The 25,317-nt window shown below is 65.7% G+C and carries 27 protein-coding genes; 14 read left to right on the top strand and 13 right to left on the bottom strand.

The features are described from left to right. Nucleotides 1-195 precede the first annotated feature (195 nt). Nucleotides 196-1,989, bottom strand: coding sequence for an oligoendopeptidase F (pepF, locus tag ATJ93_RS14165; protein WP_120246007.1), 1,794 nt, complete (start codon nt 1,987-1,989; stop codon nt 196-198). A 96-nt stretch (nt 1,990-2,085) separates the two neighbouring features. Between pepF and ATJ93_RS14160 the strand changes: the two genes are divergently transcribed. Beyond that, nucleotides 2,086-3,558 (top strand): M28 family peptidase, encoded by a 1,473-nt coding sequence (locus ATJ93_RS14160; RefSeq protein ID WP_120245326.1) that lies wholly within the window; start codon nt 2,086-2,088, stop codon nt 3,556-3,558. An 18-nt stretch (nt 3,559-3,576) separates the two neighbouring features. On the opposite strand, the gene ATJ93_RS14155 is transcribed toward ATJ93_RS14160, so the two are convergent. Together ATJ93_RS14155 and ATJ93_RS14150 are read right to left on the bottom strand one after the other, a co-directional pair. Continuing rightward, nucleotides 3,577-4,392 carry a DNA-directed RNA polymerase subunit epsilon gene (locus ATJ93_RS14155; RefSeq protein WP_120245325.1) on the bottom strand — a complete coding sequence of 272 codons (816 nt, stop codon included), beginning with the start codon at nt 4,390-4,392 and terminating at the stop codon, nt 3,577-3,579. 476 nt (nt 4,393-4,868) lie between these two features. Further along, a complete protein-coding gene (locus tag ATJ93_RS14150) occupies nt 4,869-5,798 on the bottom strand; it encodes a nucleotidyltransferase domain-containing protein (RefSeq protein WP_120245324.1) in 930 nt (309 codons plus the stop codon). A 474-nt stretch (nt 5,799-6,272) separates the two neighbouring features. Between ATJ93_RS14150 and ATJ93_RS14145 the strand changes: the two genes are divergently transcribed. Continuing rightward, nucleotides 6,273-6,509 carry a glutaredoxin family protein gene (locus ATJ93_RS14145; protein ID WP_013879366.1) on the top strand — a complete coding sequence of 79 codons (237 nt, stop codon included), beginning with the start codon at nt 6,273-6,275 and terminating at the stop codon, nt 6,507-6,509. A gap of 6 nt (nt 6,510-6,515) precedes the next feature. On the opposite strand, the gene ATJ93_RS14140 is transcribed toward ATJ93_RS14145, so the two are convergent. Then, nucleotides 6,516-7,439, bottom strand: a complete 924-nt coding sequence (locus ATJ93_RS14140) for a mechanosensitive ion channel family protein (protein ID WP_120245323.1) — start codon at nt 7,437-7,439, stop codon at nt 6,516-6,518. 111 nt (nt 7,440-7,550) lie between these two features. Beyond that, on the bottom strand, nt 7,551-8,090 hold the full coding sequence (locus ATJ93_RS14135) for an HIT family protein (RefSeq protein ID WP_120245322.1): 540 nt from the start codon (nt 8,088-8,090) through the stop codon (nt 7,551-7,553). A gap of 277 nt (nt 8,091-8,367) precedes the next feature. Between ATJ93_RS14135 and ATJ93_RS14130 the strand changes: the two genes are divergently transcribed. Continuing rightward, nucleotides 8,368-8,568: a DUF7835 family putative zinc beta-ribbon protein gene (locus ATJ93_RS14130; RefSeq protein WP_120245321.1), complete on the top strand. Its 201-nt coding sequence runs from the start codon at nt 8,368-8,370 to the stop codon at nt 8,566-8,568. 106 nt (nt 8,569-8,674) lie between these two features. On the opposite strand, the gene map is transcribed toward ATJ93_RS14130, so the two are convergent. Together map and ATJ93_RS14120 are read right to left on the bottom strand one after the other, a co-directional pair. After that, nucleotides 8,675-9,589 (bottom strand): type II methionyl aminopeptidase, encoded by a 915-nt coding sequence (map, locus tag ATJ93_RS14125; protein WP_120245320.1) that lies wholly within the window; start codon nt 9,587-9,589, stop codon nt 8,675-8,677. A gap of 371 nt (nt 9,590-9,960) precedes the next feature. Then, nucleotides 9,961-10,941: an isoaspartyl peptidase/L-asparaginase gene (locus ATJ93_RS14120; protein ID WP_120245319.1), complete on the bottom strand. Its 981-nt coding sequence runs from the start codon at nt 10,939-10,941 to the stop codon at nt 9,961-9,963. 92 nt (nt 10,942-11,033) lie between these two features. On the opposite strand from ATJ93_RS14120, the gene ATJ93_RS14115 reads away from it, so the two are divergent. The 4 genes from ATJ93_RS14115 to ATJ93_RS14100 all read left to right on the top strand — a co-directional run bounded on the left by ATJ93_RS14115 (nt 11,034) and on the right by ATJ93_RS14100 (nt 14,811). Further along, the gene (locus ATJ93_RS14115) at nt 11,034-11,342 is read left to right on the top strand and encodes a hypothetical protein (RefSeq protein WP_120245318.1); all 309 of its coding nucleotides are present in this window, start codon (nt 11,034-11,036) and stop codon (nt 11,340-11,342) included. 263 nt (nt 11,343-11,605) lie between these two features. Then, on the top strand, nt 11,606-12,883 hold the full coding sequence (icd, locus tag ATJ93_RS14110) for an isocitrate dehydrogenase (NADP(+)) (protein WP_120245317.1): 1,278 nt from the start codon (nt 11,606-11,608) through the stop codon (nt 12,881-12,883). A gap of 135 nt (nt 12,884-13,018) precedes the next feature. Beyond that, the gene (locus ATJ93_RS14105) at nt 13,019-13,471 is read left to right on the top strand and encodes a GNAT family N-acetyltransferase (protein ID WP_120245316.1); all 453 of its coding nucleotides are present in this window, start codon (nt 13,019-13,021) and stop codon (nt 13,469-13,471) included. Nucleotides 13,472-13,599: 128 nt separating this feature from the next. Then, the gene (locus ATJ93_RS14100) at nt 13,600-14,811 is read left to right on the top strand and encodes an ABC transporter substrate-binding protein (protein ID WP_120245315.1); all 1,212 of its coding nucleotides are present in this window, start codon (nt 13,600-13,602) and stop codon (nt 14,809-14,811) included. A gap of 292 nt (nt 14,812-15,103) precedes the next feature. On the opposite strand, the gene ATJ93_RS14095 is transcribed toward ATJ93_RS14100, so the two are convergent. After that, the gene (locus ATJ93_RS14095; protein WP_120245314.1) at nt 15,104-15,445 is read right to left on the bottom strand and encodes a cupin domain-containing protein; all 342 of its coding nucleotides are present in this window, start codon (nt 15,443-15,445) and stop codon (nt 15,104-15,106) included. A 168-nt stretch (nt 15,446-15,613) separates the two neighbouring features. On the opposite strand from ATJ93_RS14095, the gene ATJ93_RS14090 reads away from it, so the two are divergent. The 3 genes from ATJ93_RS14090 (at nt 15,614) to ATJ93_RS14080 (ending at nt 17,798) form a co-directional block, all read left to right on the top strand. After that, nucleotides 15,614-16,528 (top strand): GAF domain-containing protein, encoded by a 915-nt coding sequence (locus ATJ93_RS14090; protein ID WP_211334065.1) that lies wholly within the window; start codon nt 15,614-15,616, stop codon nt 16,526-16,528. Next, nucleotides 16,525-17,187 (top strand): hypothetical protein, encoded by a 663-nt coding sequence (locus ATJ93_RS14085; RefSeq protein WP_120245312.1) that lies wholly within the window; start codon nt 16,525-16,527, stop codon nt 17,185-17,187. Before ATJ93_RS14090 ends, ATJ93_RS14085 begins: the two co-directional genes overlap by 4 nt. 86 nt (nt 17,188-17,273) lie before the next feature. Next, nucleotides 17,274-17,798, top strand: a complete 525-nt coding sequence (locus ATJ93_RS14080; protein ID WP_120245311.1) for a DUF5817 domain-containing protein — start codon at nt 17,274-17,276, stop codon at nt 17,796-17,798. A gap of 9 nt (nt 17,799-17,807) precedes the next feature. On the opposite strand, the gene ATJ93_RS14075 is transcribed toward ATJ93_RS14080, so the two are convergent. The 3 genes from ATJ93_RS14075 to ATJ93_RS14065 form a co-directional block, all read right to left on the bottom strand. After that, nucleotides 17,808-18,293, bottom strand: a complete 486-nt coding sequence (locus ATJ93_RS14075; protein ID WP_120245310.1) for a GNAT family N-acetyltransferase — start codon at nt 18,291-18,293, stop codon at nt 17,808-17,810. A gap of 74 nt (nt 18,294-18,367) precedes the next feature. Further along, a complete protein-coding gene (gene hmgA / locus ATJ93_RS14070; protein ID WP_120245309.1) occupies nt 18,368-19,618 on the bottom strand; it encodes a hydroxymethylglutaryl-CoA reductase (NADPH) in 1,251 nt (416 codons plus the stop codon). Nucleotides 19,619-19,706: 88 nt separating this feature from the next. After that, the gene (locus ATJ93_RS14065) at nt 19,707-20,126 is read right to left on the bottom strand and encodes a hypothetical protein (RefSeq protein ID WP_120245308.1); all 420 of its coding nucleotides are present in this window, start codon (nt 20,124-20,126) and stop codon (nt 19,707-19,709) included. A 139-nt stretch (nt 20,127-20,265) separates the two neighbouring features. On the opposite strand from ATJ93_RS14065, the gene ATJ93_RS14060 reads away from it, so the two are divergent. From ATJ93_RS14060 to ATJ93_RS14045, 4 genes are all read left to right on the top strand, one after another. After that, nucleotides 20,266-21,840, top strand: coding sequence for an amidohydrolase (locus ATJ93_RS14060; protein WP_120245307.1), 1,575 nt, complete (start codon nt 20,266-20,268; stop codon nt 21,838-21,840). A gap of 60 nt (nt 21,841-21,900) precedes the next feature. Continuing rightward, complete coding sequence (locus tag ATJ93_RS14055) at nt 21,901-22,557, top strand: helix-turn-helix domain-containing protein (RefSeq protein ID WP_120245306.1); 657 nt, start codon at nt 21,901-21,903, stop codon at nt 22,555-22,557. 104 nt (nt 22,558-22,661) lie between these two features. After that, entirely contained in the window at nt 22,662-23,057 is a 396-nt protein-coding gene (locus tag ATJ93_RS14050) for a HalOD1 output domain-containing protein (protein ID WP_120245305.1), read from the top strand. A 105-nt stretch (nt 23,058-23,162) separates the two neighbouring features. Beyond that, nucleotides 23,163-23,630 (top strand): DUF2267 domain-containing protein, encoded by a 468-nt coding sequence (locus ATJ93_RS14045; protein ID WP_120245304.1) that lies wholly within the window; start codon nt 23,163-23,165, stop codon nt 23,628-23,630. A gap of 4 nt (nt 23,631-23,634) precedes the next feature. On the opposite strand, the gene ATJ93_RS14040 is transcribed toward ATJ93_RS14045, so the two are convergent. Together ATJ93_RS14040 and gfo6 are read right to left on the bottom strand one after the other, a co-directional pair. Continuing rightward, the gene (locus ATJ93_RS14040) at nt 23,635-24,174 is read right to left on the bottom strand and encodes a lamin tail domain-containing protein (protein WP_120245303.1); all 540 of its coding nucleotides are present in this window, start codon (nt 24,172-24,174) and stop codon (nt 23,635-23,637) included. Between the two features lie 62 nt (nt 24,175-24,236). Beyond that, nucleotides 24,237-25,307 (bottom strand): D-xylose 1-dehydrogenase Gfo6, encoded by a 1,071-nt coding sequence (gene gfo6 / locus ATJ93_RS14035; protein ID WP_120245302.1) that lies wholly within the window; start codon nt 25,305-25,307, stop codon nt 24,237-24,239. Nucleotides 25,308-25,317 lie beyond the last annotated feature (10 nt).

The following is a 25,317-nucleotide window of genomic DNA, read 5'->3' as shown; positions in this document are numbered from 1 at the left end:
TCCCCGGCGATAAATGTGCCTTTGGGTCCCGGACGGTTTTCTGGTCGGTCACGCGTATGGAGCCTGCAAATGACGGTGTCACCGTGATTACAGTGGCGGCCGCTCGGTGCGGGGTCGACGGAAAAGACGACGGGTGGCTGTGACTCTGTACTCAACTGCGATCGACGGTCGCAGCCGTGCTCGCGGGCGGCTCAGTTACTCGAGCAGCGCGTCGAGTTCGTCCAGTCGGTCGCCGTAGGTCTCGAGCGCGCGGTCGATCGGTTCGGAACTGCTCATGTCGACGCCGGCGATCCGCAGGAGCTCCAGCGGGTACTCGCGGGAGCCCTGCCGGAGGAACTCGAGGTAGTCGTCGGCGGCTTCGGCACCCTGATCGAAGATTCGGTCCGTGATCGCGAGCGCGGCCGAGATGCCGGTCGCGTACTGGTAGACGTAGAAGGCCCGGTAGAAGTGCGGGATGCGCATCCACTCGCGGGCGATCCGGTCGTCGATCGCGGCGGGTTCGTAGTACTGGGCCTTGAGCTCGCGGTAGAGTTCGTCCAGTCGGTCGGCGGTGAGCGCCTCGCCCGCCTCCTCGAGGCGGTGGGCCTCGTGTTCGAACTCCGCGAACAGCGTCTGCCGGTAGAGCGTCGAGCGAACGCGCTCTAAGAATTCGTTGAGGACGTGCTTCTTGAACTCGGGATCGTCGACGGTCTCGAGGAGGTGGTTGGTCAGCAGCGCCTCGTTGACGGTGCTGGCGACCTCGGCGACGAAGATTTCGTAGCCCGAGTAGACGAAGGGCTGTTCCTCCTTCGTCAGTTCGGAGTGCATCGAGTGGCCGAGTTCGTGGGCCAGCGTGTACATCGAGGAGATGTCGTCCTGGTAGTTCATCAGGATGAACGGCTGGGTATCGTAGGTGCCGCCCGAGTAGGCGCCGGACTGCTTGCCCTCGTTCTCGTAGACGTCGACCCAGCGCGAGTCGAGCCCCTCGGCGACGCGGGACTGGTACTCCTCGCCCAGCGGCTCGAGGGCGTCGACGACGTACTCCGTGGCCTGATCGTACTCGAGGTCGGGGCCTTCGTCGCCGGTCAGTGGCATGTAGAGGTCCCACATCTGGAGGTCCTCGACGCCCAGCGCCTCGCGCTTGAGTTCGGTGTGGTGGTGGAGCTTGTCGAGGTTGTCGTGGACGGTATCGACGAGCGTGTCGTAGACCTCGACGGGGACGTTCGGGCCGTCCAGCGCGGCCTCGCGGGCGGTGTCGTAGTTGCGAGCGCGCGCCGTCTTGACGTCGGCCTTGACGCTGTTCTTGTAGGCGGAGGCGACCGTGTTCCGGACGGACTCCCACTCGTCGAAGTAGCCCTCGTAGACGCGCTGACGGAAATCCCGATCGGGCCGTTTGAGCAGGTTCGTGAAGTTGCTCTGGGTGATCTCGACCGCCTCACCTTCAGGGTCTTCGACGGTCGGGAACTCCATGTCCGCGTTCGAGAGCATGTTGTACACCTCGCCGGTCGCTCCGGTGACCTCGCTCAGTTCCGCGAGCACCTCCTCGACCTCGGCCGAGCGGGTGTGGGGTTTCATCCGGAGGACGTCGTCGACGTAGTGGTCGTAGGTCTCGAGGTCCGGTTCCGCCTCGACCATCTCGTCGAACTCCTCGCGGGTGAGTTCCTGAATCTCGGGGTCGATGAACGACGCCGCCGACTGGGCGTCGGCCGCCAGCGACTGGGCGCGGGCGGTCAGCGCCTGGTACTGCTGGTTCGTCGTGTCCTCGTCGCGGCGCATCCGGGCGTAGGCCGAAACGGTCGACACCTCGCGCATGATCTCGTCGCGCAACTGGAGGACCGAAAGCAGCGTCTCGGCGTCGTCGGTGACCTGTCCCTCGTAGGTCTGTAGCTCCTCGACGCGCTCGGCAACCGCTTCGTACGCCGCCTCCCAGTCCTCGTCGGTCGCGTAGACGCTCTCGAGATCCCAGGTGTACTCCTCGTCGATCTCGGAACGTTCGGGTACGGAACTCATAGCCCGGTTTTCGGAACGAAGGTGGTAAAGCGTGTCGGAGACCCACAGGCGGTGTGCGCGCCGGAAATTTTTGCCGCTCGAGGCGAATGCGTTCGTATGGACGGGGCGGACGATTCCGACGGTGACCGCGACCACGATCGGGAGCGCGACGGCAACCACGACGCGACCCTCGAGCGCGCGCTCGGTCGCGCGTGGACCGACGATCGAGCCTGGGAGCTGCTGACGCGACTGACCGAACTCCCCCATCGGATGGGCGGCTCCGCTGGTGAGCGCCGAGCCGCCGAGATCGTCCGCGAGACGTTTTCGGCGGTCGGTCTCGAGGACGTCCGGCTCGAGGAGTTTCCGATGCAGCGGTGGGAACGCGGCACGACGGCGTTCACCGTTCTGGGTGGCGATCCGGCGACCGGCGCGACCGACGATCGGCGCGACGACGAGAACGGAGACGCGGACGGCGACGCGACGGATGCGGGCCGCGTCGAGCGCTCCTTCGAGGCGATCGCGCTCCCGTACGCGCCGCCCGCCGAGGTGGAAGGGCCGCTCGTCGACGTCGGTCACGGAACCCCCGCGGAGATCGAGGACGCCGATCTGGAGGGGGCGATCGCCCTCGCGAGCACGACCACGCCGGAGGGCCAGCGGTTCGTCCACCGCATGGAGAAGTTCGGCCACGCCGTCGACGCTGGCGCGGAGGCGTTCGTCTTCGCCAATCACGTTCCCGGCCAACTCCCGCCGACGGGCGCGCTGAAGTTCAACGCCGAGGCGGCCGTCCCCGGAATCGGCGTCAGCGCCGAGACGGGCGACTGGCTCTCGGAGTACGCCGAACGGGGCACGCGAGCGCGGATTCGGTTCGACGCGGAGACTCGAGAGGGCTCGAGTCAGAACGTCTACGGGAAACTCGGGCCGGAGACGGACGAGGAGGTGGTGGTCGTCGCCCACTACGACGCCCACGACATCACCGAGGGCGCGCTGGACAACGGCTGCGGCATCGCGACCGTCGCCGCCGCGAGCGAGATCCTCGCCGACATCGAGGACGCTCTCGAGTGTACCGTCCGGATCGTCGGCGTCGGCTGCGAGGAGATCGGCCTCTTGGGTGCCGAGGCGCTGGCCGACCGACTGGACCTCGAGTCGGTGCGGGCCGTCGTCAACGTCGACGGCGCGGGTCGGTTCCGGAACCTGCGGGCGCTTTCCCACGGGTCCGAGCCGCTCGCCGATCTCGCCGAGGACGTCGCGAGCGAGGCGGGACAGCCGGTTGTTCGTGAACCCGACCCGCACCCGTTCAGCGACCACTGGCCGTTCCTGCGCGCTAGCGTTCCGTCGCTGCAACTCCACAGCGAGCCGCCCGAGGGACGCGAGCGGGGCCGCGGCTGGGGGCACACGACCGCGGACACGCGGGACAAGGTCGATCCGCGAAATCTGCGCGAACACGCCATGCTGACGGCGCTGCTCGTGCGCGAGTTAACGCACCGGTCGGTGCCGCGAATCGACGAGGAAGCATTACGCGAGCGCCTCCGAGAACAGGAGTACGAGCCGGGAATGCGAGCGGCGGAGATCTGGCCACCGACGTGGGACTGATTGCGTCGCGTCCGAATCTCAGGCCGGTTCGCTGTCGGCCTCGTCGGCCGGGTTCGGGGACTCGTTGCGGTCGGTCACGCCCGGCAGGTTCGGGTCGCGGTACGGGTTGCGACCGTAGGCCGGCAGTTCGTCCTCGAGTTGTTCCTTCAGGACGCGCCGGAGCCGGTTCAGGCTCGTTGTATCGAGGCCGTACTTCGCGGCGAGCTTCTTGAACGTCTCCTCCTCGGTGATGTCGTGGGCGCGGTACTGAGCGAACAGTTCCTCCATGCGGTCGGCCGACAGCGCCTGCGCGTCGATGTCGTCCAGCCCGAAGTACGAGCGCCGGTCGACGTCGACCACGTGACGGATCACGACCAGCGCGACCTTCTCGATCGCGCGCTGGCTGCCGAACGCCGTCAGATCGATCTCGTCCATGACGCCGAGCGCGAGGTCCCGTTGCCACGGCGTCACCTCGAGGGCGTTGCACAGCGCCTGAGTCGTTCGCAGTCGGTCCAGCCGGTGGGCGCGCTCGCTGTAGCCCGGCGTCGCCGCGTGCTGTTCGTCGTGGAGGCGGCGGACGCTCTCCGAAAGGTCCGCGTCGGGGGACTCGGGACGACCGATGACGGTCGCGCTGGGCGTGACGACGCCCCACTGGCGGACCGTCGAGTCGCGCTGGACGTCCGCGCGGGAGAGCGATCCGGACCCGGGACGGGTCTCGAGGCGGCGTTCGGGGTCAGGGTCGACGCCGGTGCCGGGCGCTCCGTACGACTCGTCGCCGTACTCGTCGGCGACGGCCGCGTCGCGGCCGACACCGTCTGGACCGCCCGGACCGGGTTCGGAACCGTCGTCTCTCATCTTGGTATTCGCTCAGACAGGGAGACGGAAAAAGGCTCGCTCGTTTCTGCGGGGTCTCTACGAATAAACCGCAATCATCCGTGATCGACGAGAGTACCGTCGCTGATCGATCGGAGGAGTCGTCTCGAAAAGCCCTTCGTAGCTCCACCTTGTGACCAGAGACACTTAAAGAACGCCGGCGATGATCGGGCGTATCAAATCACGTTCGACGTAGTAGTCGTAGCAGCGACGGACAAGCGACTACGGAGGATAGCGCGCGGGAGAATCTCCTTCGTATCTTTGCCTCGTGACCAGCACTACTTAAACCGGGCCGAGGACACCGATACTCACAGTGAGACCTCCTGATGGCCATTGCTACTGAGCTGAGAACGTGAGAAACGACGACCTCCCGTCATAGCTCTACCTTATGGCCAGAGTGACTTAAAGGAGCGTCGACGGTCGGCGACTGGTGCGTCCGCCATCGGCGAGGGGCCCGATCATCGAACCGCTGCGATTACGTCGTCGATGAACGCGTTCAATCGCTCGTGATCAGGGCCCTCCCGCGCGTGGACCGCAGGATCGATTTGCTTCGGCGGGTGGGCGAACTCGCGCCCGACCTGATCGTCGACACGGACGCCACCCTCGCCGCGACGTTTCCGCTCGAGCAGCACCCGCGCCCGATCGATTCGATCGGGGTCGAAGACGGAGGGTGCCTGTTCAGCCAGAAACGCTCCGAAGTCGATCGCCGGCAGGTCGTGGCCACCCCGCTCCCCGGTTTCTTTCAGGTAGCGGGCGTACATCGCCGCACGGTAAACGGTGAGATTCCGTTTGACTGTGGGCCGGGTTTGCGTTTCCTCGAAGCGCTCGTCGTCGGCTGCGATCGTCACCGTCTCGGCGTTGCTGTCGTCCGCTTCGACGACGTACCCGTCCTCGGTCCGCTCGAGGATCGGGAAAATCGCGTCGTCGCTGCGGACCAGGTGGTCCGAGAGGTACTTCCGGTAGTTGTTTGCGGCGATCGCCCGCCAGTCGTGGTAGCACTCGATCGGGTTGTACGCGCGCGTGACGTAATCAGTTAGGTCGGCGGGGTCGTACGCGACGCGGTACCGAACCGGGCTCCGCAGGAGCTCGATCGCGCCCTCGTTAGAGTCGGCGAGCAACTGTGCGAACTTGCGGACGTTCGAGCCCTGATATTCGACATCGCTGCGGCTCTCGGTGATCGTCTCGCTCGCCCCTTCAAGGTGCGCGTAGGTCCGGAGGTCGTCGGGGACGTAGACGAAGCCGACGTCGTAGTCGCTCTTCGGGCTCGCAGCGCCCCACGCGTGGCTGCCGCGAGCGACCGCGAACGCGACAGTGATGTCGTGGCGCTGCTCGAGGGACGTGAGTTGCTCGTCGATCCGTTTGCGGACGCGGTCCGGAACGGCTACCATGTACTGACCGAGATTACGGCACGCCCTGCGGAAAAGACAGCGAGGACCGGGAGAATCTCCCTTCGTAGCTCTACCTTGTGACCAGAAGCACTTAAAGGAACAACGGGGTCGAGGTCAGGTGCTGACCGTCGTTCGAATTAGCTGTCGCTGGCAGCGACGAAACCCGAAGAGGAAAATTCGGCTGAAGAACTTCCTGTCGTATCTACTCCTTGTGAGTAGAGGCACTTAAAGCGATACGGGTTCGCGGTGGGCGGGCCCGTCGAACGCCGGAGTCGACACTAGAAGTGAAGTTTACCACGAGAACCGGCACTCCTCCGTCATAGCTCCACCTTGTGACCAGAGACACTTAAAGCGGGCCAGGGGTGCTCGCTGTATCGAGATGGAGGGTATTCGTCGGACGATCGGAGGCTACGTACGAACCCTGGTGTAACGCGGGCACCTACCCTTTTGTCGATTCGACGCGAACGGGCGCCTATGGTAACGCTGTACCAGCTCGACGGCTGTCCGTACTGCGAGGCCGTCGCCGACCGACTCGAGGAGCTCGACATCGACTACGAGAGCGTCTGGGTCGACGCGCCCCACTCCGAGCGCGACGAGGTCAAGCGCGTTTCCGGGCAGCGACAGGTCCCGGTCATCGTCGACGAGGAGTACGGCGTGACGATGGCCGAATCCGAGCGGATTCTCGACTTCCTCGAGACGAGCTACGCCTGAACCAGACTACGAGACGTCGGATTCCGACGCCTCCGATCCCGACTCGGCGGTCGAAAGCCACGCCGGGCCCCATTCTGACGCGACTTCCGATGGCGGTACTACGCCGATCTCTCCCTCGAGCGCCTGGGGATTCGCCTGCCCCAGATCGATCCCCGCGGCATCGAGGCGGTCGACGATCTCGCGGGCGTACGACGACCGGACTCGAGCGTAGGTGTCGCGGTCGGGATCGGCGATCCAGAAGGCCGCGACGACGTCGACGGTGTCGCCGAGGTCCGCGATACGGACAGTCGGCTCGGGGTGCTCGAGGATATCGCGGTGGTCGTCCGCCGCGTCCGTGAGCACCGCGGCAACTGTCTCGAGGTCGTCGTCGTAGTTGACCGACACGGGGACCGTCAGCCGAAGCCGTTCGTTGAGGACGGCGTTGGTGACCGCGTTCGCGGTCAGTTCGGAGTTGGGCACCGTGATCACCTCGTTGTCGAAGGTCCGGACCCGCGTCGATCGGAAGCGAATGTCCTCGATGACCCCCTCCTGCTCCGACCAGCGGATCCAGTCGCCGATATTGAACGTCGAATCGGTGACGATGAAGACGCCGCTGACCAAGTTGCCGACGACGTTCTGCGCCGCAAAGCCGAGCGCGACCGTCAACCCGGCGACGAGGATCGCCGCTCGCTCGAGGAGGAAGTCGAGGCCGGCGATCCAGAGCCCGACGACGACCGCGCCGACGATGACGCCGGCGGCTGCGACCTGCTCGAGCCCCTCGCGGAGTGTCCGCTCGGTCCCGCGGTAGTCCATCGCGAGTCCGAGCAGCGGGAGGACGACGACGCGACCGACCGCGTACGCGAGGAGGGCCGTCAAGAGAAATGTCGCGACGTTGTCCAGCAGCGTCAGGTACGCCGCGAGCAGTTCCTCGAGTCGGGTCAGTACGTACACGCCAGCCGGGTTCGACGGCGAGAGGGACAAGGATTCGGCCGGCAGTCGCCCTCCTGCTCGCGGTGATGATCCGATGCGGTCGACCTGAGAACTGGACGTCGACTCAGCCGATCACTCGAAGACGACGGCGCTGTCTTCGTCCGAGACGACCGCCCCGTCCTGCCCGGCGAACGCATCGTGGAGATTGTCGTACGTGTCCTCGAGCGCTTCGACGATAACCGTGGTATCGCTGATGACCGGCATGAAGTTCGTGTCGCCCTCCCAGCGCGGGACGACATGCGTGTGCAGGTGGTCGTCGATCGAACCGCCGGCGCCGTCGCCGAGGTTGAGTCCGGCGTTGAAGCCGTCGGGCTCGAGCGCTTCCTCGAGCGCGTCGAACGTGCGCTGTTTCAACTGGGCGTGGTCGAGCAACTGCTCGTCCTCGAGTTCACCGTAGTCGCCGGTATGACAGTGAGGAATAACCATCAGGTGGCCCGGGTTGTAGGGGTAGTTGTTCAGCATGACGAAGGCGTGCTCGCTACGCGCGACGAGCAGGTTTTCCCGGTCGTCGTCCCGTTCGGGCAACTCACAGAAGACGCAGTCCTCGATGTCGGAGTTCGTCTCGTCGCGTCTGATCCACTCGATCCGCCACGGTGCGAACACCTGCTCCATACGCGAGGTCACTCGCGCCGGCCCTATACTGGTTGCGCACGAGCGCGGCACGCGACGAGTCGTGGCAAGAACTGCCGACAGCGGCCGTTGGTAATAGCAAATTACTACGATTTCAGGAAATTCCTGTTCACGTTACATACGCGCTGAGAAATACACATAAACGATATCGAACTATCTTAGGACGTTTCGTCCCGGAGCGGCCCGCTCCGGGGCGTTTCGACTCAGATCTCGAAATGAAGCGGGGCTTTAAGCTAAGACTAACGCAAGTAAACCGGTAATGGCAACGACAGATGACTCATTCAATGGGATGACCGAATACTGTGACGACTGCGACCTGGAGACGCTCCACGAGGTGTCGGTCCAGATTCGAACCGAGAGCCTCAAAGAGGAAAACTCACAGTTCTCCCGCGAGCCCTACCGCGTCAGCGAGTGCCAGCGCTGTGGCAACCGCACGAGTCCGCGGATGAACAACGCGTAATCCGGCCCCAGAACTGCAATCGAACCACCGCCCCGATCTCTCTCCGCTCTCCGCTCCAGATCGCCGCCCGCACGGGCGTCACCGGTTGGGGAACCGCGATACTGGACTACTCGTTCTCGCCCTTCGTCGTTACTTCACAGCCGTCTTCGGTGACGATGACGGTATGTTCCTTCTGACTGACGAGGTAGCCGTCGTCCTCCTTGAGCACGGGGTAGCCGTGGACGATGTCGTTTCGCTTGAGCCGTCGCAGCGCCATTTCCGGGCGATCCGTCTCGAGCCAGCGCGTCGCGAACGGGAGCGTTTTGAATTCCTCGGTGATCTGATCGAGCGCCGCGCGAGCCTGGCGGTTCCGGACGGTTCCCTCGTGCTCGAGCGCGAAAATCTCCTCGCTGGCGCCTTCGGTGACCTTGCCGCCGCCGTCGGTCGCGAAGGGTTCGATGGCGACGACGTCGCCGACCTCGAGGGTCGCCCCCTGCGAGACGGCGCGGTTGGGGATGTTGGGACTGGTGTGTTGTTCCCAGTGGCCCAGGCCGTGCCCGGTGAGGTTGACGACGGGGTTGTAGCCGTAGCCGTCGATGACGTCCTCGATTTCGGCGCCGATCTCGCCGGTCTCGACGCCCGGTTCGACGACCTCGAGGGCGGCCTCCAGCGCCTGTTCGGAGGCTTCGGCCAGTTCGGGGTTACCCGAGAGGTCGACGGTGATCGCGGTGTCGGCGAGCCAGCCGTCGACGTGAACGCCGATGTCCAGATTCACCATCTCCTCGCCGAAGGTGGTGTCGTCGTCGATCGACGGCGTGGCGTGGGCGGCCTCCTCGTCGATCGAGATGTTGACCGGGAACGCCGGTTCACCGCCGAGTTCGCGGATCCGATCCTCGGCGTACTCGGCGACCTCGAGGTGGCTCGCGCCGACCTCGACGCGTTCGGCTGCTTCCTCGCGTACCTGCGCGAGGATCTCGCCCGCTTCGCGGTGTTTTTCGTACTTCTCGGACTCGAGGTCCACGTCTGCGTCGGATTCGGCCATGTTCCCGGGTTGGATCGGTCGACAAAAAGAGGTTCCGCCTCCGGGTGGCGCATCGAATGCTGTCGTTTGTCCCCCTAACGTCACGTAAACCGCCCGGAACGCTGCGAAACGGTCGCGCCGAATTATACCCTCCTGTCTCCGTTTCTCGACTGGCGCGAGAGCGCCAGCGACTACCCCGGGCGATCAGTTCGACGAGCGTCGTGATCGTGAACCGGGTCGCCTCGAGACCGCCGAATTGTCCGTCTACAGGTGGACCCTCGTCGCGGTCTCGAGGTGATTCCGCTCGGGAGCTAGAACCTGAGATGGAACTCGGACTCAGAGTCGAAGTTGGAGTCGGAGTCGAAATCGATTGCGGACTGTAGATGATCCAATTAGCGTTCCGCTCGCGCCGTTTGCATCGCCCCACTGTTGTACGCCGAGCCGAGTCTTCCCGCCGCGTCGACGGTAATGACGCCGGCACTCGAGCCGGTCAGTTCGGCGAACTCCTCGATCGCCGTTTCGGCCGCCGTCTGGGCATCGAGGCCGCGCTCGACGTGGCTCGCGACCCGACGTGAGAGCGTGACTCGAGCGATATCCTCGCCTGCACCTGTCGCGCTCACGGCCGCGGCGGGCGAGCAGTAGAAGCCGGACCCGACCTGCGGGACGTCGCCGACTCGCCCGGCGAGCGCGAGCCACCGGCCGCCGGTGGAGGTCGCCGCCGCGAGGGCGTCGCCGTCGATTGCGACGGCGCCGACGGTGTCGTGATCCCGCGGATCGCGGCTCGCTGGACCTCGTTCAGCGTTGTCGTGGTCGTGGACATCGGTATCGGTGGTCGACGCTCGTTCTGAATCGGCGCCTGACTCGGCATCGGACTCACGGCCGCCCGGATCCGCGTTCCCGTACCGCTCGCGGATCCACTCGAGTTCCGCCATCGTCCCGCCGGTCGGGGGCTCGAGGTCGGCCCACTGCTCGCGCGTGCGATCCGCCCAGAGGTCGACGCCGGTTTCGATATCGAACGCCTCGGCCAGCGAGACGGCGTGGTCGGCGGAGACGAACCCGTGGGGCGTTTCTTCCATGACGACGCGGGCGACGCTGACCGCGTGCTCGACGCCGGGCATCGAACAGGCCGCGCCGACCGACCGATCGTCGGTCATGATCCCGGCGTCCGTCCGAACCTCGCCGTCGCTCTGGACGGCGCCGCCGACGCCGGCGTTGAACCGCGGCGAGGACTCGAGGACGTTCACCGCCGCTTCGACCGCGTCAACTGGCGAAGAGTGCTCCGCACCGGCTTCGGCCGCCCGCTCGAGGACCGCTGCCCTGGGTTCTGGCTCGTCAGGCTCGCTGCCGGCGCCACCGTGAACGAGTAGCTGCATACGCCGTCGGACGGACGCCCGGGATAACGATCTTCTGGGATTGAATCGAAACCCCCACACTTACGACCGCGGCTTGTGAACCGACGGCGACGATGACGCCGGTCGCCCTCCTCGTCGTATTCTGTGCCGTCATGTCGGCGGTTGCGCTCGGCCGCGTGCTGCGCGCGGAGCCGCGGGATCCGGTTGACGTCGGTACGGCACAGGTCGTCGTCGGAATTACGCTCGGGACCGTCCTGTGGGTTGGATCCGCCGAATCCTGGCTGACGAGCATCGTCGGGATCGTCGTTGGAGTTCTCGGGTTGGCAGCAGTCTGTCTCGGCGTCGCGACGATCGTCCGCTACTGGGACGACGACACTGGCCGAGAGCGGGCGCGGTGCGACCAGGATAGACCTTCACGATAATACAATATAGACGAATGCCGGGTTTGCCGGCGTTCTCCCGCGAGTATCGTCGACCCCAAGTTTGGATCTTTAGTCCGATACGCCCGTTATACGACGAATGTTTATACAACCGTGAATTCCGATCCAGCGGGATTTTCGCGATTACACGCGCTGTCGCACATCGTTATCGACGAATACGACCCCTGCTAATCGACGAACGACGTTCACGGACGGCGAGAGAAATGGTAGGTCTTTTACCCCCATCGGGGCACCGTACAGACGAAATGAGCTACGACAAAATCGAGGTCCCTGACGACGGGGAAAAGATTACGCTGAAAGAGGGTACCGAAGACGAGCTCGAGGTGCCCGACAACCCGATCATCCCGATCATCCACGGCGACGGAATCGGGCAGGACGTCGGCCCCGCCGCACAGGAAGTCCTCGAGGCCGCCGCGGAAGCGACCGGACGCGAGATCAACTGGATGCGCGTCTACGCCGGCGAGTCCGCTCGCGAGAAGTACGGGGAAGACGTCAACCTCCCCGACGAGACGGTCGAAGCCATCAAGGAACACCGCGTCGCGATCAAGGGCCCGCTCACGACGCCCGTCGGCGCCGGCTTCCGTTCGCTGAACGTCGCGCTGCGCCAGACGCTCGATCTGTACGCGAACGTCCGGCCGACTTACTACCTGGACGGCGTCCCGTCGCCGATGTCCGAGCCCGAGCAGATGGACATGGTGACCTTCCGGGAGAACACCGAGGACGTCTACGCCGGCATCGAGTGGGAGGAAGGCACCGAGGAAGTCGAGAAGGTTCGAGACTTCATCGAGAACGAGATGGGCTTCGACTCGACCATCCACGACGGTCCCGTCGGCATCGGCATCAAGCCGATCACCGAGAAGGGCTCGAAGCGCCTCGTCCGCGAGGCTATCGACTACGCCCTCGAGCACGACCGCGACAAGGTCACGCTCGTCCACAAGGGGAACATCATGAAGTTCACCGAGGGGCAGTTCTCCGAGTGGGGCATGGAGGTCGCCGACGAGGAGTACCCCGACGACGAGGTCTTCGCGGCACCCGACTCGCTGTGGGAGGAGCAGGACGACATCGACATCCCCGAGGGCGCCGTCATGGTCGAGGAGCGACTGGCCGACGCGATGCTCCAGTGGATGCAGCTGCGCACCGACGAGTTCGACGTGCTCGCCATGCCGAACCTCAACGGCGACTACCTCTCCGACGCCGCGGGCGCCCAGATCGGCGGCCTCGGCATCGCACCGGGCGGCAACTTCGGTAAGGGTCGCATGCTCGCCGAACCCGTCCACGGCTCCGCGCCCAAGCGCGCCGGCCAGGACATGGCCAACCCGACCGCGATGATCCTCTCGGGCCGTCTCATGTTCGACTACCTCGGCTGGGACGACGCCGCCGACCTCATCCGCGACGCCGTCGAGGAGACCATCTCCTCCGGCAAGGTCACCTACGACCTCGAGCGTCAGCTCGAGGACGCCGAGAAGCTCGCGACCAGCGAGTACACGGCTGAAGTCGTCGACAACATCGAGAAGCTTTCGTAAGTCGTACGGCGACGATCCGCAAGATCGCTCTCTTTCGTTTTTATCGCTCCTCGCGGCTCAGCGGGAACTGCGCGTTCCGGCACCGGTCGGACCGTGTCGTAACGTTCTCACGACGCGACTCCCTACCCCGTCGCGATGACCGACGTACACGTCGTCGACGACGATAAGCAACGGGAGGACGCCTTCGCCGTCCGACAGACCGTCTTCGTCGAGGAACAGGGCGTCGACGAGGACCTCGAGTACGACGAACACGACGACCCGGACGCGGACGCGGTCCACTTCGTCGCCTACGCCGGCGGCCAGCCGGTCGGCGCCGCGCGGCTGCGCGAGTACGAGACCGACGACGGTGACGTCGTCGGGAAAGTCGAACGCGTCGCCGTCCTCGAGTCCCACCGCGAGGCCGGCGTCGGCCGCGAACTAATGTGTGCCACCGAGGAGGCGGCTCGAGAGCGCGGGTTCGAGGCGATCAAACTCCACGCCCAAACTCGAGTCGAGGGGTTCTACCGCTCGCTCGGCTACGAAAGTCGCGGCGAGGAGTTCGACGAAGCGGGAATTCCGCACATCGAAATGCGCAAGTCCCTCGAGTGATCGGCCTCCAACCGGTTGTCTGACTCCTGTTCCGACCGCCTGGTTCTGTTTACATTTAATTGCCAGTATGGGTGGTGTCGATATGTTGAACCCGTAACTACTTTGTTGTTTTAGGCTAGCCTAAAGACATGGAGCGCAATTACGCGACGCAGGACGCGGCGACGCGACGCGATTGGATCAAGTACGGCGGGGCGGTCGTTACCGGCGGCCTATTCGCAGGATGTGCCGGCTGGAACGGTTCCGATTCCACTTCTGAGTCGACGACCGATGATGGTCAGTCAATGGGAACGGACGAAGCGTACGAAGCGTGCATTGAACCCTCGGGATGTCATACCTTCGACGGCGTCCCCGAGACATACATCGTGAACAACGGCGAGTGGGCAGACATGGCGTTTGCTCTCGGAAAGCGGAACGGATTTTTGACATCAACGAACATGATTCCGGGATTCCTCTTCGAGCCGTACGGACTCGACGTCCCGCCGGTCTCGGAAACGGAATCGCTGTCGGCGGGGGGCTGGGATAAGGAGATCTTCTACGAACTCGACCCCGACGTAATTCTGATGGATCCCAACTATATGCACGAAACGGGGTGGGACGACTCGTGGGATCGATCGGACACCAAAGAGATCCGCCAGAATGTGGCTCCGTTCTTCGGGAACAATATCCTTCGACGGCGGGAGTGGCATAATTACAAACTGTACTCGCTGTACGACGCGTTCGAACGGCTCGCGGACCTCTTTCAGGAGCACGACCGATACGAAGCGCTGGCGGACATCCACCGTGAGCTACGGACCGAAGTTCGGTCGCGACTACCCCCCGAAGAGGAACGGCCGGAGATTGCGCTCATTAACAGTGCGTCCGACCCCAGCGAGGGGACCTTCTATCCGATGAACACGCAGATCGAGGGCATTGAAATGAAGCCATACCGAGACCTCGGTATCGAGAGCGCATTCTCGGACGAGATGGTTGATGCGGGGACGATCGATTACGAACAACTGCTCGAAGTCGATCCGGAGATGATCATCGTCCACTGGGGGATCGGAACGACGGGTGACACGGACCGGTTTTCGGCGGCGGCGTTCCGTGAACAGTATGTTACGCCGATGGAAGAGTACGCAGTTGGCGACCGACTGACTGCTGTCCGGAATGGCGCGATCTATCCGGGCGCCTTCGGTTCGCAGGGACCGCTGGTCAATCTCTTGCAGACGGAGATGGTCTGTCAGCAGTTGTTCCCTGAGGAGTTTGGCGAGTTCGACGCAGATTCGTTCCCTGACGTGCCGGAATCGAACCAATTGTTCGATCGACAGCGCGTACGTGATATCATCGAAGGGAACATCTGAGACCGCAGATCTCCGGTTCCAACCGAGTTCTACGATCACCGCCTACCGGCGGTGACTCGGAGATGACCAGTCACGTATCGATGATCTGTTCTCGAGCGTACCGCCCGACGAGTCCGACTACCGGCACGAGGACGAGCACCTGCAGGAACGCGCCGGCAGCCGAAGCGAGCGTCGACACCGCGGCGCCTCGGCCCGACCAGAAACTCGAGTGCGGCGGTCAACTAGCTGTTTACGAACGGCCGCGATACCGCAGCGCTCGAGAAAACGGTGGTCAACAGTCGATACACAGTCCCTACTCCCCTTGCCAACTCGGATTCTCCCGCGGCGGGCTGAAGATGTCGACGCCCCGGACCGGTTTGTCGCCGCGGTTCTCGGCCGCGTGGGGCTGGTCCCCCGGAATCGCGTAGGAATCGCCGGGGCCGCAGGTGAGCTCCTCGCCGTCGGTCAGGAAGGTTAGTTCCCCTTCGTAGATGAACCCGGTCTGCTCGTGGGGGTGGCTGTGCTCCTCGACCGTCGCGCCGGCTTCGATCTCGAAGTGCTGGACGTTCATCGACTCGGTGCCGGCCATCAGCGCCAGGTGGACGCCGTCGGCTGCCTCCGCGATCTCGAGGTCGGAAAGCGATGTCCGCTCCATGCGTACGGGAACCCGCCGAGAGCCTATAGTTCTCGGGGCGGTCGTCGAACGCCGCCGGATTCGCCGGCTTCGCCGGCTCGCACCTGTCAACAGTCCGTTATCGTTGGCCAGACGCTTTTTAATACGGTTCTCGGTATCTACTGCGGAATGACCAGAACTGTTCTCTGTGTGGATTCTGACCAACGCGTCTCGTCGGTCGCGTCGACGATCGATGCGGACGACGGACTGACCGCGGTCGAGGCTACGTCGGTCGACGCGGCGACCGAAACGCTCGCGGACGAGCCGGTCGTCGGCGTCGTGACCGCCTACGAACTCGAGGACGGGACCGGCATGGACGTCGTCGACGCGCTGCGCGCGGAGGCGCCGCAGACGCCCTGCGTCCTCTTTACGGACGTCTCGCCCGCCGATATCGATACCGAATCGTTCGAGGAAGTGATCGTCGAGTACCTCAACCGCGACCTGCCCGACGCCGACGATCGGCTGGGCTTCGTCGTCAACGACGTGATCGATCACAGCGCGCAGGTCGGCTTCCTCGCGCCGGACGACGAGGACGAGCGCCTCGAGACGCTCGAGGAGTACGATATCGACGAACTGCCGATCGAGGAGAGCTTCGACCGGCTGACCGACCTGATCGCGGACCACTTCGACGTCGCGGTCTCCTTTATCGGGCTGATCGAGGAGGACGAGGAGAACTTCCTGGCTTGCACCGGCGCCGACTGGGACTCGCTGACCCGCGAGGATACCATGTGCACCCACAGCATGCTTCAGGAGGACGTGATGGTCGTCGAAGACATCGCCGACGACAAGCGGTTCAACCGGAACGCGCAACTCGAGAACCTGGGAATCGTCTCCTACGCCGGCGCGAACATGACCGCGCCGAACGGGCAGGTCATCGGCCAGGTCTGCGTGCTCGACCACGAAGCGCGGGGCTACTCGCCGGCCGAGCGGGAGACGCTCCAACAGTACGCCGCGACGGCGATGGAGATCCTCGAGCTTCGCCAGACCGTCCGAGAGAGCCGCGCGACGGCGACGGACGCGCCGGCGGGTGCCGGTACCGGTGCAGAGGCGGAGGTGGACCGATGAGCGTCGCCGGATCCGGCCAGTTCGGCGTCGACTCGCTCCCGATCGAGGGAATCGACAGCGGAACCTCGATCCTGCTGACCGGCGACGACGCCGACGCGCTCGAGGCCGTCTTCGCCGCGCTCGTCGCCGCGTCGGAAGACGAACAAAGTATCGTTCTGACCACGGAACAGCGCGGCCACGCGGTTCGGCGGTCGCTGAATCAGGCGAGCGCGGGTGCGGACGCGGGCTCCCGGTCGTCGGTGCTCGCCCGGGAGGGACGGGGCAACGGCGACGGTATCTCGATCGTCGACGATATTTCCGATCTGACGGGGTTGGGGATGGAGTTCTCGAGTCTCGTTGCCACCTCGCAACAGTCCGTCGACCGGTTCCGGACCGGCATTTTCCTCTGCTCGACTATCTGCGAAGAGATCGAGGACGCGCGCTCGGTCTACCGATTCCTCAACTCGAACTTCCTGACGGAACTCCGCCGGGGCGACGGCGTCGGGATCTGTGCGTTCGACACGAGCGCCGACCTCGAGACGGACGTCAACAGCATGCTCACCGGGATGGAGACCTCGTTCACCGCTCGCATCGACGTCGAAAAGACGGGGCGGAAATCGGCGACGCTTTCGGTGTCGGGACTCGCGGGCACCGACGAGACGCTCGAGGTTTCGCTGTAGGGCGGCGGTTCGTTTCTGTCGAGCGACGGTGGACTGAGCCGCGGTCCGAAGGTTCAACTACCGCCCGAACCCACCTCGAGACGAGCATGTACGCCGTCGTCGGCTGTAGCGAGTGTTCGAACCTCTGGATCATCGAAGGGCGATCGGAGACGACCCAGTGTCCCCGCTGTGGCGCCCGGAAGGCCTACGAGAAGCGCAAGAAGTTCGTCGAGACCGACGACGCGAGCCACGCCCGCGACGTGCGCGCCTCGATGCTCGCGAACCGCCAGGGCGAGGGCGAGGCCTTCGCCGAACTGGACTCGTTCGACGCCTTAGAGGACGAGGTCGCCGACGGCGTCGTCGACGACGACGAGTACCTCGAGCAGTCCGGACTGGACGTCGAGGCGGTCGAAGCCGCCGGCGACCGCGATCCGCGCGGGCCGACCCGCAGCGGGAGCAAGAAGGAAATCATCCGGGACGCGCTGCGGGAACTCGAGCGGCCGACGGAGGACGAGGTGGTCGAGTACGCCGGCGAGCGCGGCGTTTCTGCCGAGGACGTTCGGACGGGACTCGAGAAACTGACGCGACGCGGCGACGTGAGCGAGAGTCGCGGGCGGTACCGACTGCTCTAAGCTATCGATTCAGATCGGCTTCTCCATCCAGCGCGACTCGAGAGCGACGTCGTTCGTCGTCCGCGTCGTTACTCGCTCGCCGGGGTCGTATCCCCGGCGTTCGTAAAAGCCCACCGCGTTGAGCGCGGCTCGGAGCCGAACACGGCTAAATCCCTCGTCGCGGAGCCGCTGCTCGAAGTGGCGGAGGAGCGACGACCCGATCCCGCGTTCGCCCCAGTCGGGATCGACGAAAATAGATTCGATCTCGCCGTTTCCGACGTCGAGTTCGCCGAAGCCGACGATACGCTCGTTGACCTCTGCGACGACGATTTCAGTCGACGGATCTTCGATCGAGGCCGCGTATCTATCGGTTCCGTCCGTCTTCGCGGCCCACGCCGCAACTTGTTTCTCGGTGTACGCTGAGGGGCCGTGGGCGATAATCGCCGCGACGTGAACGACGAAGATGGCCTCCGTCTCGTCGGGTGCGGCGGGACGAATCGTACACTCCAGCGACACAGGCGTTCATCTCACAGGTGGAACATATACGCTGTCATCCGTCCCGGTGTTCGGTCCCCGAGTCACTCGAGTCGCTACCGACCGAGATCCTCGTGAGCGCTCGCCAGATGGCGCGAGGATAGCGCCGCGAGCAGGGAGAGCTCGCCGGCGAGCGCGCCGACGGCGATGATCTCGGCCAGCGCGTCGGCGTTCGAGCCCGGCGGGTCGCCGCCGCCCCGCAGCCCGAGGACGTCCAGCGCCTCGGCCTGGGTCGGGAGTTTCGTACCGCCGCCGACGGTGCCGACCTCGAGGGAGGCCAGCGAGACGCTGGCGTAGAGGTCCGCGGGGCCGTCGCCGTCCGAATCGCGCGTGTCCATCGTCGTGATCGCGTTCGCGCCCTCGACGACCTGGGCCTCGTCCTGACCGGTCGCGAGGAAGGCCGCGGCGACGACGTTGGCGGCGTGAGCGTTGAAACCCAGGCTGCCGGCCTTGGCGCTCCCAGTGAGGTTCTTTCGGGTGTTGGCCTCGACGATGGCATCGGCGGTCGTGTGGAGGCGCTCCTCGACGAGTTCGCCGGGAATGACGACGTCGGCGGTAACCGAGCGGCCACGGCCCTCGACGGCGTTGACCGCGGCGGGTTTCTTGTCCGAGCAGAGGTTGCCCGAGAGCGCCACGAGGTCGGCCGGCGTCTCGCTTTCGACGACCTCGCAGGCCTCGCCGGTGGCGATCGTGGCCATGTTCATCCCCATCGCGTCCTTGGTGTCGTAGGCGAAGCGCAGGTAGACCGAGTCGCCGACGACGTAGGGTTCGACGTCGATCAGTTCGCCGTGGCTGGTCGTGGACTCGGCGGCCTCGCGCAGCGCCGCGACGTTGTCGTTGACCCACTCGACGACCTCGGCGGCCTCGGCGACGCCGTCGACTCGGAAGACCGGTGCGCGCGTCATGCCGTTTTTCGTCACCCGAGCGTCCGCGCCGCCCGACGAGCGGATCACGGAGAGCCCGCGGTTGACCGAGGCCAGCAGCGCGCCTTCGGTCGTCGCGAGCGGCAGGTAGTGCTCGCCGTCCGCCGCACTGCCGTCGATGGGGACGGGCCCGACGACGCCCATCGGTACCTGCGCCGCGCCGATCATGTTCTCGATGTTCGGGTCCGCTTGCTCGGCGTCGAACGTGTAGTCGCCGACCGCCTCGAGGTCGGCGTCCGTCTCCCGTTCGACGAGCAGCCGGCGGGCTTCGGCGGCGGTGTCGTAGTCGGCGTGCTCCTCGAGCTCGTGGATGCGGAGGTCGCCGTCCTGCACCCGATCGGCGAGGGTGGCCGGGTCGGAATTCGAATCCGAATCGCTGGTCATGACTCAGAGGAGCGGCCGCCCGGTCCTAAGGATTGCTGATTCCCGTCTGGGGCGACGCGGTGCGGGACGGTTTCGACGCCGGTTCCGCTCACGGCGCGGTATCCGCCATACTCGAGCGATAGCCCGCGAGCACCTCGTAACAGAACAAGCCGCCGAACGCGCCGATACCGATCGCGCCGAGCAGCGTGTACTGGAGCATCTCGAGGTCGTCGAACGCGGTCGACCACGACCACCGGACGCCGGCGCTGCCGACGGTGACGAGCGCGAACAGCCCGGAGAAGGCCACCGCGAACCGCACCCGCGTCCGCGGCGTCACGCCCCCGTCGCCGGTGGCCGCGAGGTACAGTTGCGGGAGGACGACCGGTAGCCCGTAGAGGACGAGAAACATGACGAGAGGGTGATCGCCGTCGGCGATACCGGTTGCATTCTCGAGGACGAACCATCCGACCATCGCGAGCACGAAGAGGACGAACGAACCGGCGATGACGCGGTTCTCGCGGGAGACCATAGGGGCGAATCGTATCGCGGAACTATCAACGTTGCTTCTTGTTACACGGTGGACATTCCTTCGGTGTACCGTCGTGCACTACCGCGAGCGAACGGCCGCCTTCACAACCGTTTTGCGCCTCGCACGCGCGCTTGCAAGCATGACCGAGGCCGCAGACCGCCTGTTTACGAACGCGGAGATCCATTCGCTGACGGAGCCCGATACCGTCTACGAAGCCATGGCCGTCCGCGACGGCGAAATCGTCCGTCTCGCGGACGCCTACGAGGTCGAGTTCCTCGACGGCGTCGAGACCGAGGTGATCGACTGCGACGGACGGGTCGTCTTGCCCGGCTTCATCGACGCCCACACGCACATGGAGCAACTCGGCCAGCACCTCGTCCACGCGGACCTTTCGCAGGCCGACAGCGCCGAGGAGTGCCTCGAGTTGCTCGGCGCCGAAGCCGAGCGAATCGTCGACGATGACGCGAGTACCGACTGGATCCTCGGCTTCGGCTACGACGAGAGCGAGTGGGCGGATCGCTCGAGCCGGCTCACCCGCGACGATCTCGACGCAGTGAGCGAGGATCGGCCGGTCGCCGCCCTGCGGGTCGACTTGCACACCGCCTCCTTGAATTCGGTCGCGCTCGAGCGGCTGGCGGACGATCTTCCGGAGTCGGACCTCCACTACCAGGACGGCGAGCCGACCGGCGTCGCCGTTGAGGACGCCGCCGAAGCGGTCAGACGGACGATCACGGCCGACCGCGAGGCGATGCGCGAGGTGCTCGAGGCGGCGACCGAGCGCGCGGTCGAACTCGGCGTCACCGGCGTCCACGACAAGGTTCGCAATTCGAAGGCGCCCCGCGTCTACCGCGAACTGGCCGCCGACGGCGCCCTCCCGCTGCGCGTGCGGATCGACTACTGGAGCGACCACCTCGAGAGCCTGGTCGACGTCGGGCTGACGACCGACGCCGGCGGCGACCTGGTGCAGACGGGCGCGATCAAGTCCTTCTCGGACGGCAGCCTGGGGAGCCAGACGGCGAAGCTCCGCGAACCCTACGCAGATGCGGACGCCGATGCCGCCGACGGCGCCACCGGCCAGTGGGTCGTCGATCCCGACGAACTCGGTGACCTCGTCGCGACCGCCGACGACGAAGGCTTCCAGCTTACCGTCCACGCTATCGGCGACGAAGCCATCGAAGAGACGCTGACGCGACTCGAGGACACCGCCGATCCCGCCGGGAGCCGCCACCGGATCGAACACGCCGAACTCGCGACCGACGAACAGTTCGAGCGCATGGCCGACGCGGGCATCGTCGCCTCGATGCAGCCGAACTTCCACCGGTGGGCCGACGAGGGCGGCCTCTACGACCAGCGACTCGGCGAGGAGCGACGCAAGCGGACCAACCGGTTCCGGCAAGCCCTCGAGGCGGGTGCCCCGCTCGCGTTCGGCTCGGACTGCATGCCGCTGGACCCGCTGCTGGGGATCCACTACGCGGTCAACGCACCGACCGAAGACCAGCGGCTCTCGGTGACCGAGGCGCTGCGCGCGTACACGTTCGGCGCCGCCTACGCCGGCTTCGACGAAGACCGGCTGGGGACCCTCGAGGTCGGCAAACGAGCGGATCTGGTCGTGCTCGAGGAGTCGCCGTGGGAGCATCCCGACCGAATCGACGAGATCGACGTGGCGATGACGGTCGTCGACGGAGAGCCGGTCTTCGACGCCCGAGACCGGTAGCCGATTGGGTATCGGGGATCGGTACCAACCCTCATTGTCTTCGGCGGTCAACGCTGCGGTATGAGCGCCTCGCGAGTCATCGCCGAACTCACGCTCGCCCATCCGGAGCTCGTGCTCGCACCGACGATCGAGGCCGTTCCCGAGGTGACCGCCGAACTCGAGTACCAGACGATCGCCGGGCCGGGCGAGTACTACCTCTTCTTCGAGGTGTACGGCGGCGATTTCGATCGCTTCGATCGGGCCATCGCCGACGATCCGACGGTGTCGGAGCCGTCGATCATCATCGACGGCGGCGACTTCCGCGTCTATCGGATGCGCCTGACGTCGCGGGAGCGACTCGTCTTGCCCCGCGCCGCGGACCTCGGCATGCGCGTCCTCCGCGCCGAGAGCGCACCCGGCGGCTGGGCGGCGACCCTCGAGGTGCCCGACCTCGACGACTTGCGGGCGTTTCGAACCTACTGCCGGGATGAGGACGTCGACGTTATCGTCGACCGGCTCTATCACGCCGACGAGGGCGATGGGGACTCGGGCGGCTACGGGTTGACGCCGGTTCAGCGGGAAACGCTCGCGACCGCGTACGATGCTGGCTACTTCAACGAGCCGCGGGACGCCTCGATCGCTGATCTCGCCGATCGGCTCGGCGTCTCGTCGTCCGCGGTGAGCAGCCGGCTCCGGCGGGGACTGCGTGCGCTCGTCGAGAACACCGTTCGCCGGTGACCGTGGGCCGCTGGCGTGCCACTGACCGCACCGTCCAGCCGGGCTATATAAAACCGGGCATATGCCGCACGCCGATTCAACCGGTCAACGGGAGTACACACCCCATGAACTCCGTTCTCGACGATCACGATCGGGCGCTCGTCCACCGCACTCACTTCGATCCGTCCGCACCCGACCAACTGCTGGATGCGATCGTCACTGCGATCGCGACCGTCGCCGATCGGGACCCCGCGTCGATCCCGCCGCTGGTCGAGGCGACCGACACCGGCGCGCTCGAGGCACTGGTTAACCACGCGCGCACGACCGGGTCCGTGATTGACGCGACTGCCGTCGTCGAAGGATTGGACGTCCGGGTGGTGTCCGACGGTCGAATTTCGATCTACGATCGTCCCGGCGCGGATGCCGTGACGGCCGCGTTACCGCAGCCGTCGGCGCAGTCCGCCTCCGCATCCGGAGTCGAGACAGCACACGATTCCGGAACCGACGCCGAACGCAACTGAGGACGCGGTCGAGCCGATGCTGCCCCGTTACGGCGGCCGCTCAAACTTGCGCATTCCGGTGGAGTGGCTTTCCCCGGTGCCGTCCTCAGTGCCTTTTGATCCACCATGGCGTCCGATACGAGCTACACCGATTTCGTGGGCGAAGTACAGCACCGCATCGAAGCCGGCCGACAGGCCGAAGCCGTCCGCACGACGCGGGCCGTCCTCGAGACGCTCGGCGAACGGATCGGCGAGGGCGCCGCGACGGACATCGCGAGCCCGCTGCCGATGGAGATCGATCGCTACCTGCTCGAGGCCGACCACGGCCAGCAGTTCGACTTCGACGAGTTCGTCACCCGCGTCCACGAGCGGCTGAACTACGAGGATCTGGACCTCGAGACCGGCTACGGCCGGCCGTCGGGAATCGATGAATCCGACGCGGTGTTCCGAGCCAAGGCGGTCGTGGCGCTGCTGAACGAGCAGGTTCCCGGCGGCGAGATGGGCAACATCGAAGCCCAGCTCCCCGAGGAGTACGGCGAACTGTTCGAACTCGTCGACGCCGAGACGACGCCCTGGGAGCAGCAACAGGGATAGATCGCTACCCTCCGTGTCGGCACTCGAGTTCGTCGCCCGCCGCAGTCGTCGCGGTCCCGCCGTCGCACCCGAACGCCTCGTAGCGGGCTTCGGCCACGACGGCACCAGTTGGGTCCTTGACGCGGACGGTTCCGTCCGGCTCGAGGCTGGACCCTGCCGCACCGGTGTCTTCGTCGCTTTCACCGCCCGTATACCGGAGGTAGACCGGTGGGCTCGAGAGCAGGGTCGAATCGGCTCCGTATTCGTGGATGACTGCGAGTTGCGCCCCCGCCTCGAGCGTCAGGTCCGAAATTCGGTACCGACGATCGGCGGGATACTCGACGACGTATCCGGAGACGGTTCGGGGTTCGTCGGCGCCGTTCTCGAGGGCGATATACGGGCCGTCGATGAAGTCACGATCCGCGTCGGCCGCGTAGACGCCGAGGATACGCACGCCGTCGTCCGTCCCGGCGGACGGGTTCCGGCGCTCGAGCGGTGCGAGGCAGCCGCCGACTCCCGCGACAATGCCGGACGCGCTCGCCGCGATGACGGTGCGCCGGTTCACGGTTGCTACTCGTCGGCTCGGGATAAAGTCCTGACCCAAGGTCAAACCGCGATTTCAACCTGTCACTCGAGGTCGATCCGCCGTCCGGTCTCGGCTGACTCGTAGGCCGCCTCGATCGCGTGTAGATCCGCCACGCCGTCCGCGCCGTCGGGTTCGGGATCGGTGTCGGTCAGCACGCAGTAGCCGAAGTAGTCGAACTCCTCGCGCACCTCGTCGACCGGCGGCCCGGTGTACTCCATCCGCATCTCGCCGCTCTCGACGACGATATCCTGCGGGACGACGCCCCCGAACGGCGACGCGATCGCGATCTTGCCGTTGGTCCCGACTAGCTCGAGTTGGCTGCTCGCGTGGGCGTCGAAACTCGCCGTACAGGAGGCCGTCGCGTCCGTCGAAAACTCGAGTTGGAAGGCGACGTGTTCGTCGACGGCCGCGAACGGGCCGCCGCTCGAGTGGGTCGTCGCGTAGACCGCGGTCGGCTCGCACCCGAGGAGGTATCGAGTGGTGTTCAGCGGGTAGACGCCGAGATCGACCAGCGCGCCGCCGCCGGCGAGATCGGGATCGAGCCGCCACGTCTCCGGCCCGGTGTGTTCCAGCAACGGGTGCGAGAAGGCGCCGTGAACCTGGACGACGGTCCCGATGGCCCCATTCTGGACGAGTTCGCGCGTTCGGCGGACCACCGGCTCCGTCTGCAGCCGGTAGGCGGTCATCAGCGCGACGCCGTTGTCTCGGCAGGTGTCGACGATCTCCTCGGCGCGCTCGACCGTCGTCTCGAGCGGCTTCTCGCAGAGGACGTGTTTGCCGTGCTCGGCGGCGGCGATCGCGTACTCGCCGTGGGTCGCGTTCGGCGTCGCGACGTAGACCGCGTCGTACGTCTCCGCGTGATCGCCGGCCCGAAACGCGTCGTAGTCGATGACGTGGTTGACGTCGAACTCCTCGGCGATCGTTCGCGCGCGATCGGGCGACCCCGTGACCAGCACGGTCGTCTCGCAGTACTCCCCCGCGGCGATTCCGGGGAGCGCGCGGTTGCGGGCGAAGCCCCCGATTCCGACGATAGCGAGCCGAACCGTGCCGTCGACGGTCGTCTCCGCCCAGTCGCGGCGCGTGAAGTCGTCGAACGCGTCCTCGAGTGCCATACCACCGCTA

Source organism: Halopiger aswanensis, from assembly GCF_003610195.1.
Classification (GTDB): domain Archaea; phylum Halobacteriota; class Halobacteria; order Halobacteriales; family Natrialbaceae; genus Halopiger; species Halopiger aswanensis.
The sequence above is the reverse complement of the archived record's forward strand: the minus strand, read 5'-3'. Positions and strand labels throughout refer to the sequence as shown.

What these genes read in the sequence shown, in the direction of transcription:
- ATJ93_RS14055 (WP_120245306.1), top strand. Translation starts at nt 21,901, where the DNA reads ATGAGCGCCTCGCGAGTCATCGCCGAACTCACGCTCGCCCATCCGGAG.
- ATJ93_RS14130 (WP_120245321.1), top strand. Translation starts at nt 8,368, where the DNA reads ATGGCAACGACAGATGACTCATTCAATGGGATGACCGAATACTGTGAC.
- ATJ93_RS14065 (WP_120245308.1), bottom strand. Translation starts at nt 20,126, where the DNA reads ATGGTCTCCCGCGAGAACCGCGTCATCGCCGGTTCGTTCGTCCTCTTC.
- ATJ93_RS14155 (WP_120245325.1), bottom strand. Translation starts at nt 4,392, where the DNA reads ATGAGAGACGACGGTTCCGAACCCGGTCCGGGCGGTCCAGACGGTGTC.
- ATJ93_RS14105 (WP_120245316.1), top strand. Translation starts at nt 13,019, where the DNA reads ATGACCGACGTACACGTCGTCGACGACGATAAGCAACGGGAGGACGCC.
- ATJ93_RS14120 (WP_120245319.1), bottom strand. Translation starts at nt 10,941, where the DNA reads ATGCAGCTACTCGTTCACGGTGGCGCCGGCAGCGAGCCTGACGAGCCA.
- ATJ93_RS14060 (WP_120245307.1), top strand. Translation starts at nt 20,266, where the DNA reads ATGACCGAGGCCGCAGACCGCCTGTTTACGAACGCGGAGATCCATTCG.
- ATJ93_RS14150 (WP_120245324.1), bottom strand. Translation starts at nt 5,798, where the DNA reads ATGGTAGCCGTTCCGGACCGCGTCCGCAAACGGATCGACGAGCAACTC.
- ATJ93_RS14100 (WP_120245315.1), top strand. Translation starts at nt 13,600, where the DNA reads ATGGAGCGCAATTACGCGACGCAGGACGCGGCGACGCGACGCGATTGG.
- ATJ93_RS14115 (WP_120245318.1), top strand. Translation starts at nt 11,034, where the DNA reads ATGACGCCGGTCGCCCTCCTCGTCGTATTCTGTGCCGTCATGTCGGCG.
- ATJ93_RS14095 (WP_120245314.1), bottom strand. Translation starts at nt 15,445, where the DNA reads ATGGAGCGGACATCGCTTTCCGACCTCGAGATCGCGGAGGCAGCCGAC.
- map (WP_120245320.1), bottom strand. Translation starts at nt 9,589, where the DNA reads ATGGCCGAATCCGACGCAGACGTGGACCTCGAGTCCGAGAAGTACGAA.
- ATJ93_RS14145 (WP_013879366.1), top strand. Translation starts at nt 6,273, where the DNA reads ATGGTAACGCTGTACCAGCTCGACGGCTGTCCGTACTGCGAGGCCGTC.
- pepF (WP_120246007.1), bottom strand. Translation starts at nt 1,989, where the DNA reads ATGAGTTCCGTACCCGAACGTTCCGAGATCGACGAGGAGTACACCTGG.
- ATJ93_RS14160 (WP_120245326.1), top strand. Translation starts at nt 2,086, where the DNA reads ATGGACGGGGCGGACGATTCCGACGGTGACCGCGACCACGATCGGGAG.
- ATJ93_RS14050 (WP_120245305.1), top strand. Translation starts at nt 22,662, where the DNA reads ATGAACTCCGTTCTCGACGATCACGATCGGGCGCTCGTCCACCGCACT.
- ATJ93_RS14080 (WP_120245311.1), top strand. Translation starts at nt 17,274, where the DNA reads ATGTACGCCGTCGTCGGCTGTAGCGAGTGTTCGAACCTCTGGATCATC.
- hmgA (WP_120245309.1), bottom strand. Translation starts at nt 19,618, where the DNA reads ATGACCAGCGATTCGGATTCGAATTCCGACCCGGCCACCCTCGCCGAT.
- icd (WP_120245317.1), top strand. Translation starts at nt 11,606, where the DNA reads ATGAGCTACGACAAAATCGAGGTCCCTGACGACGGGGAAAAGATTACG.
- ATJ93_RS14135 (WP_120245322.1), bottom strand. Translation starts at nt 8,090, where the DNA reads ATGGAGCAGGTGTTCGCACCGTGGCGGATCGAGTGGATCAGACGCGAC.
- gfo6 (WP_120245302.1), bottom strand. Translation starts at nt 25,307, where the DNA reads ATGGCACTCGAGGACGCGTTCGACGACTTCACGCGCCGCGACTGGGCG.
- ATJ93_RS14045 (WP_120245304.1), top strand. Translation starts at nt 23,163, where the DNA reads ATGGCGTCCGATACGAGCTACACCGATTTCGTGGGCGAAGTACAGCAC.
- ATJ93_RS14085 (WP_120245312.1), top strand. Translation starts at nt 16,525, where the DNA reads ATGAGCGTCGCCGGATCCGGCCAGTTCGGCGTCGACTCGCTCCCGATC.